Source organism: Pseudohaliea rubra DSM 19751 (assembly GCF_000764025.1).
Classification (GTDB): Bacteria; Pseudomonadota; Gammaproteobacteria; order Pseudomonadales; family Halieaceae; genus Pseudohaliea; species Pseudohaliea rubra.
This window is the reverse complement of the sequence record NZ_KN234781.1, coordinates 12,497-28,038: the sequence shown is the minus strand read 5'-3', so window position 1 is coordinate 28,038 and position 15,542 is coordinate 12,497. Positions and strand designations below refer to the sequence as shown.

11 protein-coding genes are annotated in these 15,542 nt (G+C 66.9%); 5 read left to right on the top strand and 6 right to left on the bottom strand.

Translation table 11 applies throughout. The annotated features are described in order from the left end of the window. The 6 genes from HRUBRA_RS11975 to HRUBRA_RS11950 all read right to left on the bottom strand — a co-directional run. The coding region (locus HRUBRA_RS11975) for a DEAD/DEAH box helicase (RefSeq protein ID WP_035517515.1) at positions 1 to 1,247 on the bottom strand (1,247 nt) is incomplete at its 3' end. A 114-nt stretch (positions 1,248 to 1,361) separates the two neighbouring features. After that, the gene (locus tag HRUBRA_RS11970) at positions 1,362 to 4,535 is read right to left on the bottom strand and encodes an efflux RND transporter permease subunit (protein ID WP_052094794.1); all 3,174 of its coding nucleotides are present in this window, start codon (positions 4,533 to 4,535) and stop codon (positions 1,362 to 1,364) included. Further along, the gene (locus HRUBRA_RS11965) at positions 4,532 to 5,644 is read right to left on the bottom strand and encodes an efflux RND transporter periplasmic adaptor subunit (protein WP_035517514.1); all 1,113 of its coding nucleotides are present in this window, start codon (positions 5,642 to 5,644) and stop codon (positions 4,532 to 4,534) included. The genes HRUBRA_RS11970 and HRUBRA_RS11965 overlap by 4 nt, the downstream gene beginning before the upstream one ends. Positions 5,645 to 5,705: 61 nt before the next feature. Beyond that, on the bottom strand, positions 5,706 to 6,737 hold the full coding sequence (locus HRUBRA_RS11960; protein ID WP_035517513.1) for a succinylglutamate desuccinylase/aspartoacylase family protein: 1,032 nt from the start codon (positions 6,735 to 6,737) through the stop codon (positions 5,706 to 5,708). A 1-nt stretch (position 6,738) separates the two neighbouring features. Further along, the gene (gene rimK / locus HRUBRA_RS11955) at positions 6,739 to 7,647 is read right to left on the bottom strand and encodes a 30S ribosomal protein S6--L-glutamate ligase (protein WP_035517523.1); all 909 of its coding nucleotides are present in this window, start codon (positions 7,645 to 7,647) and stop codon (positions 6,739 to 6,741) included. A gap of 2 nt (positions 7,648 to 7,649) precedes the next feature. Further along, the gene (locus tag HRUBRA_RS11950; protein WP_035517512.1) at positions 7,650 to 8,126 is read right to left on the bottom strand and encodes an ATP-dependent zinc protease family protein; all 477 of its coding nucleotides are present in this window, start codon (positions 8,124 to 8,126) and stop codon (positions 7,650 to 7,652) included. A gap of 243 nt (positions 8,127 to 8,369) precedes the next feature. Between HRUBRA_RS11950 and HRUBRA_RS15715 the strand changes: the two genes are divergently transcribed. From HRUBRA_RS15715 to HRUBRA_RS14770, 5 genes are all read left to right on the top strand, one after another. Beyond that, positions 8,370 to 8,501 (top strand): hypothetical protein, encoded by a 132-nt coding sequence (locus tag HRUBRA_RS15715; protein WP_268870541.1) that lies wholly within the window; start codon positions 8,370 to 8,372, stop codon positions 8,499 to 8,501. Between the two features lie 100 nt (positions 8,502 to 8,601). Further along, positions 8,602 to 10,395, top strand: a complete 1,794-nt coding sequence (locus HRUBRA_RS11945; RefSeq protein ID WP_035517511.1) for an ABCB family ABC transporter ATP-binding protein/permease — start codon at positions 8,602 to 8,604, stop codon at positions 10,393 to 10,395. Between the two features lie 10 nt (positions 10,396 to 10,405). Further along, positions 10,406 to 10,684, top strand: a complete 279-nt coding sequence (locus HRUBRA_RS11940; protein WP_236629862.1) for a FeoA family protein — start codon at positions 10,406 to 10,408, stop codon at positions 10,682 to 10,684. Further along, positions 10,674 to 12,518 (top strand): ferrous iron transporter B, encoded by a 1,845-nt coding sequence (feoB, locus tag HRUBRA_RS11935; protein ID WP_035517510.1) that lies wholly within the window; start codon positions 10,674 to 10,676, stop codon positions 12,516 to 12,518. The genes HRUBRA_RS11940 and feoB overlap by 11 nt, the downstream gene beginning before the upstream one ends. Before the next feature lie 117 nt (positions 12,519 to 12,635). After that, positions 12,636 to 15,542, top strand: coding sequence for an EAL domain-containing protein (locus tag HRUBRA_RS14770; RefSeq protein WP_144244465.1), 2,907 nt, complete (start codon positions 12,636 to 12,638; stop codon positions 15,540 to 15,542).

The window sequence follows — 15,542 nt, the reverse complement described above, 5'->3', positions numbered from 1 at the left end:
GTCTGGCCCCCAGGCGCCTGCGCCCGGCCCGCACTGGCGCCACGCTTTGTCGGCGCGGGTCCGCGCCCCCGGCCCCTGGCCGCAAGGGAGGAGGCACCGGGCTCGGGCAGGGGTTCTGTGGGCTCGTAGCCCGGCACCTGCTCCCGCGGCAGGGTGCGCCGGATCAGGCGCTCGATGCCCTGGAGGTATTCCGCTTCCTCGGCACACACCAGTGAGTAGGCGTGGCCCGTGGCCCCGGCGCGGCCGGTACGGCCGATGCGGTGCACATAGTCTTCGGAGACGTTCGGCAGGTCGAAGTTCACCACCTGGGGCAGGCCGCTGATATCCAGCCCGCGCGCAGCGATGTCCGTGGCCACGAGCGCCTGTACGCGCCCGCTTTTGAAGCCTTCCAGCGCCCGGGTGCGCGCATTCTGACTCTTGTTGCCGTGGATCGGTTCGGCCACGATGCCGTCTCGCTCCAGGCGCTTGGCGAGGCGGTTGGCGCCATGTTTAGTCCGCGAAAACACCAGTACCTGGTGCCAGTTGCGCTCGCGGATGAGGTGCGATAGCAGGTCCGGCTTGCGGTCCTTGTCCACCGGGTAGATCCACTGCTCGACGGTGTCCGCGGTGGCATTGGCCGGAGCCACCGAGACCTCGCGCGGTTGCTGCAGGTAGCCCTGGGCCAGGCGTCGGATGTCCGTCGAGAAGGTCGCCGAGAACATGAGCGTCTGCCGCTTTGTCGGCAGCAGGGCGACGATGCGGCGCACATCGTGAATAAAGCCCATATCCAGCATGCGGTCAGCTTCGTCGAGGACCAGGACCTCAAGGGCATCGAAGGCCACGGCACCCTGCTGATGCAGGTCCAGGAGCCTTCCGGGCGTCGCAACAAGGATGTCACAGCCGCGCTTCAGCCGTGCGATCTGCGGGTTGATCTTGACCCCGCCGAAAACGACTTCAGCACGCAGGGGCAGGTGGGCGCCGTAATGCACCGCACTGTCGTGTACCTGGGCGGCAAGCTCCCGCGTCGGTGTGACGACCAGCGCGCGTACCTGGCGCGCCGGTGCCCGTGGCCCCTCGGCGAGACGCTGCAGCAGCGGCAGCGTAAAGGCAGCGGTCTTTCCGGTGCCGGTTTGTGCCGCCGCCATGAGGTCATGGCCGGCGAGGATGTCTGGAATGGCACCGAGCTGGATGGGAGAAGGGGTGTCGTAGCCACGTTCGGCAATGGCCTTCAGCAAAGGATCGCTGAGGCCGAGATCGGCAAAGCTCATAGGGGGTTCCGGGATAGCCGCTGGCGGATGGTTGCACACGGCCAGCTCGTGCGGGGCGCAGCATAACGGATTGGCGGCTCCCTGTAACCTCTTTGCCGGAGCCCGGGCCGCGCGTCAGTGCACCACCGCTGCGCTGCTGTCGCTTCTCCGGAACCGCCCGAGGAGCTGACGCAGGCGGGCCGGGAGCGCGAGCATGGCCGGCGTCGCCACCAGGGTGAGTACTGTGGCAAAGGTCAGGCCGAAGACGATGGCCTGGGAGAGAGGGCCCCAGAAGGTCGACATCTGCCCGCTGGCGGTGACGCTGCGGTTGATAAGATCCACAGAGAGACCACAGGCCAGGGGCAGCAGCCCGAAGACCGTGGTCACGGTGGTCAGCAGCACCGGGCGCAGCCGCTGGGCGGCAGAGCGCACGATAATCTCCTGCACCGGCAGCTCCGGGTGCTGCTCCCGCACGTAGTTGAAGGTATCGATAAGCACGATGTTGTTGTTGACTACAATGCCGGCCAGCGCGACCACGCCGACGCCGCTCAGAATGGCGCTGAAGGGGTTGCCGAGGATCAACAGGCCGAGGAGCACACCGGCGGTGGACATGATCACCGCCAGGAGGATCAGCGTGCTCTGATAGAAGCTGTTGAACTGCGTCACCAGCAGCACGAACATGAGCAGTAGTGACAGCAGGAAAGCGACCTGCACAAAGGCGATGGACTCGTTCTGCTCTTCGTTGGCGCCGCGGAAACTGATCTGCAGCGCGGGGTCGAAGGTCTGCGTCTGCAGCCATTTGCCGATGCGGTCCACCATCGTATCGGCGAGGACGCCGTCGATTACATCGGCGCGGATGCGCTCCACAGGCATGCCGTCGATGCGCTCCAGCGTGTCCACGCCCTGCCGCGGCTGCATGGTCACGAAATTACTCAGCGGAACGCGGCCCTGCGGCGTGCTGAGGCGAAGGCTGCGCATGGCTTCCACACCGCGATACTGCGGTGGATAGCGCACGCGGATGTCGACCGCATCTTCGGAGCTGTCCGGGCGGTATTCCGCAACCTTGACGCCGTTGGTCACCAGCTGCACCGCAACGCCGGCGGCGACCACATCGGCGCCGTAGAGCGACGCCTCTGCGCGATCCACTTCCATGCGCCACTCGATGGAGGGCAGGGCGCGTGTATCGTCGATGTCGACGAGTTCCGGCAGGGTGTCGAGGTGCGCGCGGATCCGGGCAATGGCCGGTTCGAGCAGCTCCCGTTGCCGGGAGCGCAGCTCGATCTGTATCGGTTTGCCAACGGGTGGTCCCATTTCCTGGCCGAAGACCTCGACGATGATGCCCGGGAAGCCGCTGGTGCGCGCGCGGATCTCCCGGAAGATCTCGGCCCCGTTGCTGGCGCGGTCCTGCTCGGGGTGCAGCTCGACGAAGATGGAGCCGATGCGGTCGGCGGTGGCGTCGGCGCCGCGGCCGATACCGTTGGCGCCGGGAAGGATGGTACGCGCATTCACAGCCCGGATGCCCTCGATCTGCAGGATCCGCTCCTCGACCTGCCAGACCAGGCGGTCTACCTCCTCGGCGGAAAAGTTCCCCCGGCCCCGGACCGAAACCTGGATGAACTGCGGGTCCGAATCCGAGAAGAAAACCATGCCCACGCCGAAGCGGCCGTAGCTCCAGAAGATGCTGAGCAGCACGGCGAGGATCAGACCGAGGGTGACGGTCGGCCGCCGGGTGACGGCCGCCAGGAAGCGCGCGTAGCGCCCGGTGAAGGTGCGCAGCTTCGTCGGGTCGCCGGTCTCCAGTTCGTGCATTTGCGCTGCCGCCGCCGCGCTGTGCCTCGTCGGTCGGCCGAAGACCGTGCCGAGCACCGGACCGAAAAGCAGGGCGTAGAGCAGGGAGCCGGCAAGCACTGTAAAGACCGTGATCGGCAGGTAGCTCATGAACTTGCCGGAGATGCCGGGCCAGAACATGAGCGGCAGAAAGGCGGCCAGGGTGGTGGCCGTCGAGGCCGTGACGGGCCAGAACATGCGCTTCACTGCCTCGGAGTAGGCGGCCCGGTGATCGATGCCCTCGCCCATGCGCCGGTCGGCGTATTCAGTGACGACGATGGCGCCGTCGATGAGCATGCCAAGACCGAGGAGCATGCCGAACATCACCATGAAATTGAAGGTGAAACCGAGCAAGTAGATGATCGTCACGGAGAAAAGCAGCGACACCGGAATGCCAAAGCCGACGATCAGCCCGCTGCGAAAGCCCATGGTCGCCACTACCAGCACCATCACCAGCGCCAGGGCGGTGAAAATATTTCCCTGCAGCTCCGTCACCTGCAGTGCGGCGAACTCGGCCTGGTCCTGCGTGACGAGCAGCTCGATCGCCTCCGGGATACGCGGGCGAAACTCGTCGATTACCGCGCGGACGCCGGCGACGCCCTCAATGATGTTGCCGTTTGCCCGGGGTGTTACCGCGACGGTGATGGCCTCGCGGCCATTGACCCGGGCATGGCCCGTCCGGTCCTTGAAGGTCTTGCGGATCGTGGCGATCTCGCCAAGGGTCACCACTGTGGTGCCGTCGTTGCGCACGGGCAGGGACATGACGTCGGCGGGTTCTTCCACCACCGACGGCACCTTGACCGAGAAGCGGCCGCCGCCGCTGTCGAGACTGCCCGCCGGGATGAGACGGTTATTGCGCTGGAGGGTGTTGATCAGCTCTTCGCTGGAAATGGCGTAGTTCTCGAGGGCCTCGGGGTCGATGAGCACTTCGAGCATTTCCTCGCGCTCGCCGCGCAACTCGGCCTTGAGTACGTCCGGGATGGTTTCGAGGGCCTCCCGGAGCATGGTCGCGGCGGCATAGACATCGCGCTCGGGGACACCGTCACCGATGAGGCTGACCTGGATCATGGGGAAGTCGTTGATCTGCAGCTCGCGGACCATGGGCTCTTCCGCGGTGCCCGGGAGCTCCGCCTTGGCCCGATCCACGGCCTCCCGCAGGTCCGAGAGCGCCTCGTCCAGATCCATCTCCGCGGCGAACTCGACGAAGACCGTGGCGTTGCCTTCAGAGGCGAGAGCGGTGATTTCCTCGATGCCCTCGATCTTGCGCAGCTCGATCTCCATGGGCTGGATAAGCAGCCGCTCGGCGTCTTCCGGTGAGATGCCTTCGTGGAGAACGCCCACGTAGAAAAAGGGCGCCTCAATGTGGGGTTCGTTGGCGATGGGCAGAATGGCCCGGGCAATGAGACCGACCAGCACTACCATGGCCATCACCAGGAGCGTGCTGCGGGTGCGGCTGATCGCCGCATCAATGAAGCCGATCATCGTGCGCTCCGCGCCGACAGAGCCATCGGCTCGTCCTGCTCGACGCGCACGCGCTGCCCGTCGAAGACAAACTCCTGACCGACTGTGATGATACGCGTGACGGACGGGAGGCCGGTCACCCAGGTGCCCTCGGCACCGTCTTCGATGATGTCGATGGGTTGGAACACCACCCGGTTATCCCGGTCCAGGGTTCGCAGCCCCAGCCGGCCGGCATCGTCGAGGGTGAAGAGCGCCGGCGATACCCGGTGGGCCTGTACCTCCCCGGTGGGGATCTCCAGCGTCGCGGGGACCCCGGACCGCAGCAGGTAGTCCGGGTTCGGCAGCGTGGCCTCCAGGGCGTAGGTGCGCGTTGCCGTGTCGCTCTGGTTGCCGATGAAGCTGAGGGTGGCCGTGAGTTCCCGGCCTGTCGCGGTCACCGCGCGCACCGGCGCACCGACCTCGAGCCGGGCGGCATCGCCGGCGCTCACCCGGGCCGTGACCAGCATCGGGTCCAGATCGAGAAGTGTGGCGCAGGTGGTGCCGGGAGTGGCGTAATCGCCGATTTCCAGAGCCACGGCCTCTACCACGCCGGCAAAAGGCGCGCGCAGCGCGGTCCGTTCGAGGTTGAGCTGCTCGCGCTTCAGCGTCGCGCGGGCGGCGGCGAGGCCGGCCTCCGCCTGGGCGATGGCCGTGGCCGACTGCAGGCCCATTTCGCGTAGCTTGAGCGCGCCCTCGTATTCGATGCGCGCCCGCTTCAGCGCCGCCTCGGCTTCTGCCACGGCGACCTCCCGGTCGTCGACGGCGACGCGGCAGAGCAGGTCGCCGGCCTCGACGCGACTGCCGCGTTCCACCGGCCGCTCGATCACCATGCCGGTGATTTCGGCACGTACCTCTACGGTGCGCTTGTTGTCGGTACGTCCGCGCAGCGCCAGGGTGCGCTGGCGCGGCTCGGCGCGGCTTTCCCGGGCGCGTACGGCCACGGGTTCACGGCTCGTTTCCCGAGGCTGGGCTTCGGCCAGGGGCGGCGGATTGGCGGCTCGGTCGCCGTCGTTACTGCCGAAGAGGCCGGAGAGCAGCCACAGCAGGATGCCGGCGGCGATCAGCGTGGCGACGATCAGGTTCTTGCGCATAGGGGAGGTGTCCGGGCCGGTACCCTGCGAGCGGGCGAAGCGCCCGGATTATAGCATCGGCTCAGGGCTCCTGGCTTTCGTAGTGTTCCTGAAATTGTTCCAGCTGGCGCTCCACCTGGTCCGTGCGCCGTCCGTAGCGGGCGATGTGAAACACCGCATCGCCCTCGTAGACCAGCGGCAGGTTGGTGCGCCCGATGACCACGCCGTCGTGTGTGGCCTCGAGGGGGCTTTCCCGGGTGCCGAGGGGGTCGGCCACCATGCCGATGGTCTGGCCGGCGACGACCTTCGCGCCGAGGGGGACCAGCGTGCTCAGGATCCCGCTCTCCGGTGCGCGCAGCCAGCTCGACTGGTCGCTGACAATCGGCGGGCTCAGCGGGTGCTTGCGTCGGCTGCGCCGGAGTACGCCGAGGTGCCGCAGTACATTGATGATGCCGTTGACGCCGGCGCGGATGTACATCTCCTCAAAGCGCAGTGCTTCCCCGGCCTCGTAGAGGATTACCGGGATGCCCGCGTCCCCGGCCGCTTCGCGCAGGGACCCGTCGCGAATTTTCGAGTCCAGGGCCAGCGGCACGCCGAAGGCTTCGGTCATACCCCGGGCACCGTCCATGTCGAGATCGGCGCGGATCTGCGGAAAATTCGCCCGGTGCCGGGCGCCGGTGTGCAGGTCGATACCGTAATCGGACTTGAGAACGATTTCCTGCAGGAACGTATTGGCGACCCGCGCGGCCAGGGAGCCGGCGTCCGAGCCGGGGAAGGAGCGGTTGAGATCGCGGCCGTCGGGCAGGTAGCGCGAATGGTTCAGAAAGCCGTAGACATTGACAATGGGGATAGCCAGCAACGTGCCGCGCACGGTCTTCAGGGAGCGGTGCTTGAGCAGCCGGCGGATGATCTCGACGCCGTTGATCTCGTCGCCGTGGATCGCCGCGCAGATGAAGACCACGGGCCCCGGCTGGCTGCCGTGAAGGACCTGAACATTGATGGACAGGCCATCATGCGTGTAGAGCGGTGAAACGGGGATATCAACGTTGCGGTGCTCGCCCGCGGCGACGCTGACGCCGCCGATGACGATGGGTTCGCGCCGCCCCCGGTTCATCTCAGCCCCGGGTCCGCCGGCTGTCGCTCTTGGTGGGGCGGGCGTGCTCCTCGACGTAGTCGATGATCCGCCCGGCAATATCCCTGCCGCTCGCCTCCTCGATGCCGCGCAGGCCCGGGGAGGAATTCACTTCCATGATCAGCGGGCCGCGGGAGGAGCGCAGGATGTCGACGCCGGCCACGGACAGCCCCATGGTCTGCGCTGCCTTGACGGCCGTGCGCCGCTCTTCCGGGGTGAGCTTGGTCGGTGCCGCGCTGCCGCCGCGGTGCAGGTTCGAGCGGAACTCACCCTCGGCGGCGCTGCGCTCCATGGCTGCAACCACCCGACGGCCGATGACGAAGGCGCGCACATCGGAGCCGCCGGCCTCCTTGATGAACTCCTGCACCAGGAAGTCCGCGCCGAGCTCGATAAAGGCATCGATGACCGATTCCGCAGCCTTGTAGGTCTCGGCCAGCACCACACCGCGCCCCTGGGTACCCTCGAGGAGCTTGAGGACCACGGGGGTGCCGCCGACCATCTTGATCAGCTGGCGGCCGTTTTCCACATCGTGGGCAAAGCCAGTCACCGGCATGCCCACCCCTTTCCGGGACAGAAGCTGCAGCGCCCTGAGCTTGTCGCGGGAGCGGCCCAGAGGGATGGATTCGGTGAGGCAGTAGACTCCCATCATCTCGAACTGGCGGATGACGGCGGTACCGTACTCCGTGATCGATGCGCCGATCCGGGGAATGACGGCGTCGTAGCCCTCAAGCGGCTCGCCCTTGTAGTAGATCATCGGCTTTGCCGAGTTGATGTCCATATAGCACTTGAGCGTGTCCAGCACGTGGACCTCGTGACCCCGCGCCGCGGCGGCCTCCACCAGGCGCCTGGTGCTGTAGAGCTTCCGGTTCCGGGAAAGGATGCCGATTTTCATGATCATGGTTTGAGTCCTCCTTGCGGCGGCGCAGCGTCGTCGTCGGGCGGCTTGCCAACGAGGTAGGAGCGGCCCGGATCGACCAGGAAACGGCCCCGCAGCGCGGTGCGTCCGAGCAGGCAGCGAAACAGCATGGTGTCGCGGCTGGTGAGTGTGACCTCGGCCTCGAAGCGGTACTTGCCCAGCGCCACCGGGACGTCAATGACATAGCGCCGCTCGGCGTGGCCACCGGAGTCGCGCACCTGCCGCTGGTCCACCACGGGTGCCTCGCAGCGCAGCACCGTGCTCTCGTCGCGCTGCAAGGGATGCATCGCAAAGGCCACCCACGGTCGACCGTTCCGTTCGAAGGGCTCGAGTTCGAAGGCATGCAGGCAGCTGGTGCGGGCTCCCGTATCGACCTTGGCCTTGATCGCGTCGATGCCGAGGGTCGGGAAGCGCAGCCATTCCCGCCAGCCGACGGTGTCCAGTAGCTCTGCCATGGTGGGCGGTACGTCGCGCGCGGCCTCAGCCGCGGGCGATGGTTTTGTCCGTGAACGGGTAGCGCTCGTCAGCCATGGTGTCTCCGGGTCCGTGTTGTGGGCGGCTTGCGCTGCCAAGTGTGGCGTGCCGCTGCAACCATTGCAATGCAGCAGCCCCGGGCGGGCGTCCGGGGCGGTGGTGTTCAAGGCCCGGGGAACAGGCTATCCTCTGCGCCGTCGCAGCAGGCTCTTCGGGAGGACAGCATGGCACGGGTGGAGTTCAGCAAGGCCAGGGAGCGGGAAGCTACCTCCGACAAAGTGATCTTCTGCGAGCTTGTCGCGCCTGTGCCGGCCCGGGCCCCCGATGCCGATACCGCCGGCGTGATCATCGACTGAGACAACCCCGTTCGGGGCCTGCGGGCCCCGGGTGCCGCACCCCCGCGGCCTGCCCATTCCCTGACAGCGAGCCCCGGGCGAAAGTGCCGGGCGCGGAGCCATGCGAGGCACTACTCCTACAGACCTACCCGCAGGACCCCTGCCCTGGGGCGTGCTCAGGCGGCTGATCCCGCTGCTGGCCGGCAACTGGCCGCGCATCGGCCTGGCCCTTGCCTGCCTGCTGGCGGCCAAGGGGGCGCTGCTGACGATTCCATTCCTGCTCAAGCACCTCGTCGACAGCCTCGACCTCGCTGCCGGCGCCGGTATGGCTGCGGGGCTGCTCTTCGGCCTGGTCCTCGCCTACGGGGCTGCGCGTTTTGCCAACGTGTTCTTCGGCGAGCTCCGGGATACGCTCTTCGGCCGCGTCACCGAGCGCGCCATGCGCCGCATCGGGCTCCTGGCGTTTCGGCACGTGCACAGCCTCGAGCTCGACTATCACCTCAACCGGCGTACCGGCGGCCTCGCCCGGGATATTGAGCGTGGCACTACGGGGATCAGTTTCCTGCTGCGCTTTTTTGTCTTCAACATCGCACCGACGCTGTTTGAGATTGTGATGGTGGCCGGGATCCTCCTGTTCAACTACGGCGGCGGCTATGCGTCCATTGTCGTCGCTTCCGTTGTTGCCTACGCGCTGTTTTCCTTCCGCGCGACCGAGTGGCGCACCCGCTTTGTGCGTGCGGTAAACGAAGCGGACTCGAGCAGCAATACGCGGGCCGTGGACAGCCTGCTCAACCACGAGACGGTCAAGTACTTCACCAATGAGGGCTTCGAGGCGGATCGCTACGACGAGTCCCTGGCCGAGTGGGAGAGCGCCCGCCGCTCCAACCGCCTGTCGCTGTTCGCTCTGAATGCGGGGCAGGCGCTGATCATCGCCCTGTCGCAGACCGCCATGATCGGCCTTGCCGCCTGGCAGGTCAGCGGCGGCCTGCTGAGCATCGGTGACTTTGTACTGATCAACCAGTTCATGCTGCAGCTGTTCATGCCGCTGGGGTTCCTGGGCTTTGTTTATCGGGAGATCAAGAGTTCCCTCGCGAACATCGAGAACCTGTTCTCCCTCCTCGACCGGGAGCCGATGATCCGCGATGCCCCGGCCGCGCGGCCCCTGGCGGTGGGCGGCGGCGAGGTGGTCTTCGATGCGGTGTCCTTCCACTACCCGAACGGCCGGCCCATCCTCGATGGCGTGAGCTTCCGCGTGCCGGCGGGGAAAAAGGTGGCGCTGGTCGGTGCCAGCGGGGCAGGCAAATCGACCCTTGTGAAGCTGCTTTTCCGCTTCTACGATCCTGCCGCCGGCGCCGTGCGCATCGATGGACAGGACCTGCGCGAGGTGACCCAGGAGAGCTTGCGGCGGGCGGTCGGCATCGTCCCCCAGGATACGGTGCTCTTCAACGACAGCCTGCGTGAGAACATCCGTTACGGCCGGCCCGGCGCCAGCGACGAGGAGGTGCAGGCCGCGCTTGCCCGGGCGCACCTGGAGGCTTTCGTTGCCGGGCTGCCGGAGGGCATGGATACCACCGTGGGTGAGCGTGGTCTCAAGCTCTCCGGCGGCGAGAAGCAGCGGGTGGCGATCGCCCGGGCCCTGCTCAAGGATGCGCCGATCCTGGTCTTCGACGAGGCGACCTCATCCCTGGACAGCCGCTCGGAGGCGGCGGTGCTCGACGCGCTGAAGGCCCTGGCCCGTTCGCACACAACGCTGGTTATTGCCCACCGCCTGTCGACGGTGATCGACGCCGACGAGCTGGTGGTGCTCAGCGAGGGGCGCGTGGTTGAGCGCGGCACGCACGATGACTTGTTGGCGAGGAACGGTTATTATTCGCATCTTTGGTTGGCGCAGCAGCGCGAGCGCACCACGGCATGAGGATCCCGCGATGAAAGCGACGATGACAGCTCCGGTGAATGCCGGGGCGCCCAGGTCTTTGTGGTCCCTGCGCAAGGGGGAGGGCGGCGTAATCGCGGGTTTTGATGACATCCTCGCCGACCACTATCGAGTGCGCCTTATGGAGATGGGCTTCCATCCCGGCGAGACCGTCAGCTGCCTCCAGGCGCCGGCCTTCGGGTCGCCGAAGGTCTTCCGCGTCAGCAATACCATCTTCTCCCTCGACGACGAGGTGGCCAGTCATATCAAGCTGGAGTCCCATGACACGTAAGATCATCCTGATCGGCAGCCCCAACTGCGGCAAGAGCCTGCTCTTCAACCGCCTCACGGGACTCTCCCAGAAGGTCGCGAATTTCCCGGGTATCACCGTCGAGGTGACGAGCGGTCACTTTGCCGATCTTGAAAACACCACCCTGGTCGACTATCCGGGCACCTATTCGCTGCAGCCGATCTCCGGGGAGGAGCAGGTGGCGGTGGAGCAGTTCCAGCAGGGCCTCGAGGACCCCGAGGTCTCGCATGTGCTCTGCCTTATTGACGTCACCCGGCTGGAGAAGAGCCTTTATTTTACGCTGCAGGTGATTCGCGAGTGCGAGCGCCGCGGCAAGCCGGTGCTTGTGCTCGCCAACATGATGGATATTCTCGCCGGCCACGGCCTGGAGGTGGATCTCGAGGGTCTGTCCCGGGAGCTGTCAGCGCCGGTGCTGCCGATTTCCGCCCGCACCGGCAAGGGGGTGCCGGAGCTCCTGTGTCGCCTGCGCGGCGAAGACGCTGCGGCCGACCCCTGGCCCCATGACGAGGGTATTGCCCATACCCCCGACGTGCTCCTGCGCGGCAACGCCCACCAGCTCGCACGCAAGTACGGCCCCCGTGGTGATCTGCTCGTGCGAACGCAGACCCGTCTCGACGGTTTCTTCCTGCACTCGGCCTTCGGCGGCCTTGCTTTCTTCGTGATCATGTACCTGCTGTTCCAGTCCATCTTTACCTGGGCGGCCCCGGCCATGGACGCCGTAGAGGCCGGTCTGGGCTGGCTCGCCGAGCTGGTGGTGCCACTCGTGCCGGGCCAGCTGGGCAAGGACTTCACGGCCGATGCGCTGTTTTCGGGCATGGGCGCCTTCCTCGTGTTCGTGCCGCAGATTTTCGTGCTCACCTTTGTGATCGGCATGCTCGAGGATTCGGGCTACATGGCCCGGGCCGCGCTCATCTGCCACAAGCCCCTGCGCTTCTTCGGTCTTACCGGCAAAAGCTTCATTCCCATGTTGTCCGGCGTTGCCTGCGCGATTCCCGGGATCTACGCGGCACGCTCCATTGATTCGCCGCGCAAGCGCCTGCTTACCTACCTGGCCATTCCGCTCATGCCCTGCTCGGCGCGGCTGCCCGTCTACACCCTGCTGATTGCCGCCTTCATTCCCAACACGACCGCCTTCGGCGGCCTTGTGGGCGTGCAGGGGGCGGCGATGTTCGGCATCTACTTCTTCGGCATGTTCTGTGCCCTCCTGGTGACCGCACTGGTATCCCGGAGTCGCGCCGACCACTTCACGGACCTGCCCTTCGTTCTGGAGATGCCCCCCTACCGGGTGCCGGCCTGGGCGCCCCTGGTGCGCAAGGCCTGGCAGCGCTGCAAGCATTTCATTACCAAGGCCGGGGGCATTATTCTCGCGGTTACCGTAGTGGTCTGGTTCCTCGGCTACTTCCCCAACGGCGGTGCCGATCTCAGCGCCTCCTGGCTCGGCCAGCTCGGGCGCTTCGTCGGCCCGCTCTTCGAGCCGCTGGGTCTGGACTGGCGCTACGGGGTGGCCATCCTGACTTCCTTCCTGGCCCGGGAGGTCTTTGTCGGCACCCTCGGGGCCATGTTCGGTATCGAGTCTGCGGAGGAGAACATGGTGCCGCTGGTGAGCCACATTCAGGCCAGTGAGCTGGGTCTCGCCTCCGGGCTCGCCCTGCTGGTGTTCTTCGCCATTGCCCTCATGTGTGTCTCCACCATGGCCATCCTCAGTCGCGAAGCGGGCTCCCGGCGCCTGCCGCTGCAGATGTTCGCGGCTTACGGCGTCGCCGGGTATCTTGGCGCTCTTGCCATCTATCAGCTGGTGAGTTTTCTGGGCGGCTGACGCCCCGGGCAGCCGGGCAGCTTGCCGCCCCCGCGCCTTTTGCCGACAATCGGCCAAGGCAAGCGAGGGCTGAGCCAGGTGTCCGGGAGCAGGATCACAGAACGACAGACTCGATCGTTGCGAGCCCGCCTCGCCGGCGTGTGTCTAGTGCTGTGTGGCTTCGCCGCTGCTCCGGCCGTCGCGGAGCCGACGCCGCTGACCGTGGGCATCTATGAACTCGGTCCGGCGCGCTCGGCGCGGCTCTCCATGGCGCCGCTCAGTAGTGCCCTGAAGGCCACCGGCGCGCCCCTGTCCCTGCGGTTTCTCTTCCTGCGCGGCCCCGCCCTGGAGGCGGCGGTGGCCGCAGGTACGGTCGACCTGGTTGTCACCAACCCGTACCACTACCTTCTGCTCCGCGCACGCACCTCCCTGCCGCCGGCATTTGCTTCGGTTTATGTTCGCCGTGCCGACGGTACGGAGGTGCACCGCGTCGGAGGTGTCATTCTGGTGCAGGCGGGGCGCGATGATCTCGTGACCTTGCCCGATCTCGTTGGCAAGCGCGTGGCCACCCTGGGCCGCAGCGATACCGGCGGCTACCTGGCGCCGCTGGCGGCGCTGGCGGAAGCGGGGGTAGCCGCCTCGTCGCTGGTCATGGTGGACTACGCAACGCAGCCTGAGGCTCTTGCGGCCCTTCGCGCCGGGGAGGTGGACGCGGCGTTCCTGCGCAGCGCCAACTATGAATTTTTCCGCAGTAGCGGGCTGCTCGACGACGGCGCGGTGCGGTTGCTTGGTCAGCGCGATACCCCCGGATTTCCCTTCCTCAATTCGACGCCGCTGTACCCGCAGTGGGCCGTTGCTGCGCTGCCGCAGGTGGATCCGGCCGTGGTGCGGCTGGCCTTCGGTTCGCTCCTTCGGGCGCAACCGCTGGCTGTGCCGGCGGCCACGGGTTACGCCGCCGGGATCGGCCTGCCCGGCGATTACAGTGCGGTGGATGCCGCGGTGCGCGCCCTGCGCCTGCCACCCTACGACGAGGTGCAGCTGCTGCGCCTCGATGATGTGCTGCATCAATACCGCGGTGAGCTCCTCGCCCTCGCTGCGGCCTTCCTGCTTGTGCTTGTGCTCGTGGCCGGCCTGTTGCGCGCGAACCGGGCGGTGCGTGCGGCTTACCGGTCGCGCCGTGCCGCGCTCGAGGAGCTCGACGAGGAGCGAAGGCATCTTGCAGAGCTGAACAAGAACTTCCTCATTTTTCTCGACAAGACCACGGACCTGGTGCTGTTCAAGGATGCCACGGGACGTCTGCTGTTCTGCAGTTCCAGCTTTGCCAGGCTCACCGGCAAAGAAGACTGGCGAAGCCTCGTGGGCAAGACCGAGGCCGACCTTTTCGATGCCGAGACGGCACGGCATACGGCAGAGCAGGAGGCCCGCGTGCTGCGCACCGGTGAACCGCTCCTGAACCAGGTACAGCCCCTGACCCGGGAAGACGGCAAGCCCGGCTGGATGGCCGTGAGCCGCTGGCCTATCGTCGGCGAGGAGGAAGGCGACAGCGAGGGGCTGTTCACGATAGCCCGGGATATCACTGATGATTATCGGCGCCAGGAACAGCTGCAGCGCACGGCTCATTTCGACAGCATCACGGGACTGCCCAATCGGGCTCTGCTCGCAGACCGCCTTGAGCAGGCCATGGCGGTGGCGGAGCGGCGGGGCACGGAGCTGGCCGTGCTCTACCTGGACCTCGACGGCTTCAAAAGCATCAACGACCGCCACGGCCACGCTGCCGGCGACCGGGCGCTTGCCAGCGTCAGCAAGGTCATGCAGGCCTCCGTGCGCCGCGGCGACACGGTGGCCCGCGTCGGCGGCGATGAATTTGTGATAGTGCTCGTGGATCTCAACAGCCGCAAGGAATGCCTGCTGCTGGTGGACCGGCTGCTGAGCAGGCTTGCCGAGCCCCTCGCCCTGGGCGAGGACCGGGTAGCCCTGTCTGCCAGCGCGGGCTTGAGCTTCTACGGCCGCGGCGTTTCGGCGGATGCCGAAGGCCTCCTGCGGCAGGCCGACCAGGCCATGTATCAGGCCAAGAACGCGGGCAAAAACGGCTACCGGCTCTACGACCGGCAGCAGGACGCTCGCTTGCGCGCCTATCTTGAGGACATGGGGCGGGCTCTGGATCAGGGACAGTTCGTGTTGCACTACCAGCCGATCGTCGACATGCAGAGCGGCGAACTGCTCGCGGTGGAAGCTCTGCTGCGCTGGCAGCGCGAGGATCGGCTGCTCGGGGCCGAAGAGTTCCTGCCCATGCTCAAGGGGCATCCCCTGGCGCGGCGGGTGGGCGACTGGGTGCTGCGCCAGGCGGTAGCTCAGCTGGCGGGTTGGCGAGCGGCCGGCGAGGACATCGCCGTGGCGGTCAACGTGACCAGCCCCCAGCTCAGCCGTTCCGATTTCACCGCGGGACTGCGCGAGCTGCTGCGATTCCACGAGCTCGATGGCGGTGACTGCGGTCTGACCCTGGAGATTCTCGAGAGCTCGGCGCTGGCCGATCGGGAGCAGCTGCAGGACGTTATGGCGGTCTGCGCGCCCCTGGGGGTCCGTTTTGCCCTCGACGATTTCGGCACCGGGTACTCCTCTTTATCGCATCTGAAGGATCTGCCGGCCGAGCGGCTCAAGATCGATCGCCGCTTCGTGCGCGATCTGTTCAAGGGCGCTGACGACTTTGCCATGCTGAGCGCCATCGTCGGCATGGCCCGGGCTTTCGGGCGGGAACTGGTCGCCGAGGGGGTGGAATCCGCGGCCCAGGGTGATGTGTTGCTCGGCCTCGGCTGCCGCTATGCCCAGGGTTTTGCCATTGCACCGGCCCTGCCGCCGGAGTCGCTGTTGGCCTGGCGGCGTGCCTGGCGCCCGCCGGAGAGCTGGGCCGCTGCGAGGCCCGCGGAGGCGGCCGAGGCGCTCGGTGAGCCCTCGCCGGCCGTGCGCGCGCTCTGGGTGGCGCTGGCGGGCGCGACGGAGCAGCTGGGCGCAGACCGCCAGGAAGGGGACGGGGCGTCAGGGCCCTGA

What these genes read in the sequence shown, in the direction of transcription:
- HRUBRA_RS11970 (WP_052094794.1), bottom strand. Translation starts at nt 4,535, where the DNA reads ATGATCGGCTTCATTGATGCGGCGATCAGCCGCACCCGCAGCACGCTC.
- HRUBRA_RS11965 (WP_035517514.1), bottom strand. Translation starts at nt 5,644, where the DNA reads ATGCGCAAGAACCTGATCGTCGCCACGCTGATCGCCGCCGGCATCCTG.
- HRUBRA_RS11960 (WP_035517513.1), bottom strand. Translation starts at nt 6,737, where the DNA reads ATGAACCGGGGGCGGCGCGAACCCATCGTCATCGGCGGCGTCAGCGTC.
- rimK (WP_035517523.1), bottom strand. Translation starts at nt 7,647, where the DNA reads ATGAAAATCGGCATCCTTTCCCGGAACCGGAAGCTCTACAGCACCAGG.
- HRUBRA_RS11950 (WP_035517512.1), bottom strand. Translation starts at nt 8,126, where the DNA reads ATGGCAGAGCTACTGGACACCGTCGGCTGGCGGGAATGGCTGCGCTTC.
- HRUBRA_RS15715 (WP_268870541.1), top strand. Translation starts at nt 8,370, where the DNA reads ATGGCACGGGTGGAGTTCAGCAAGGCCAGGGAGCGGGAAGCTACCTCC.
- HRUBRA_RS11945 (WP_035517511.1), top strand. Translation starts at nt 8,602, where the DNA reads ATGCGAGGCACTACTCCTACAGACCTACCCGCAGGACCCCTGCCCTGG.
- HRUBRA_RS11940 (WP_236629862.1), top strand. Translation starts at nt 10,406, where the DNA reads ATGAAAGCGACGATGACAGCTCCGGTGAATGCCGGGGCGCCCAGGTCT.
- feoB (WP_035517510.1), top strand. Translation starts at nt 10,674, where the DNA reads ATGACACGTAAGATCATCCTGATCGGCAGCCCCAACTGCGGCAAGAGC.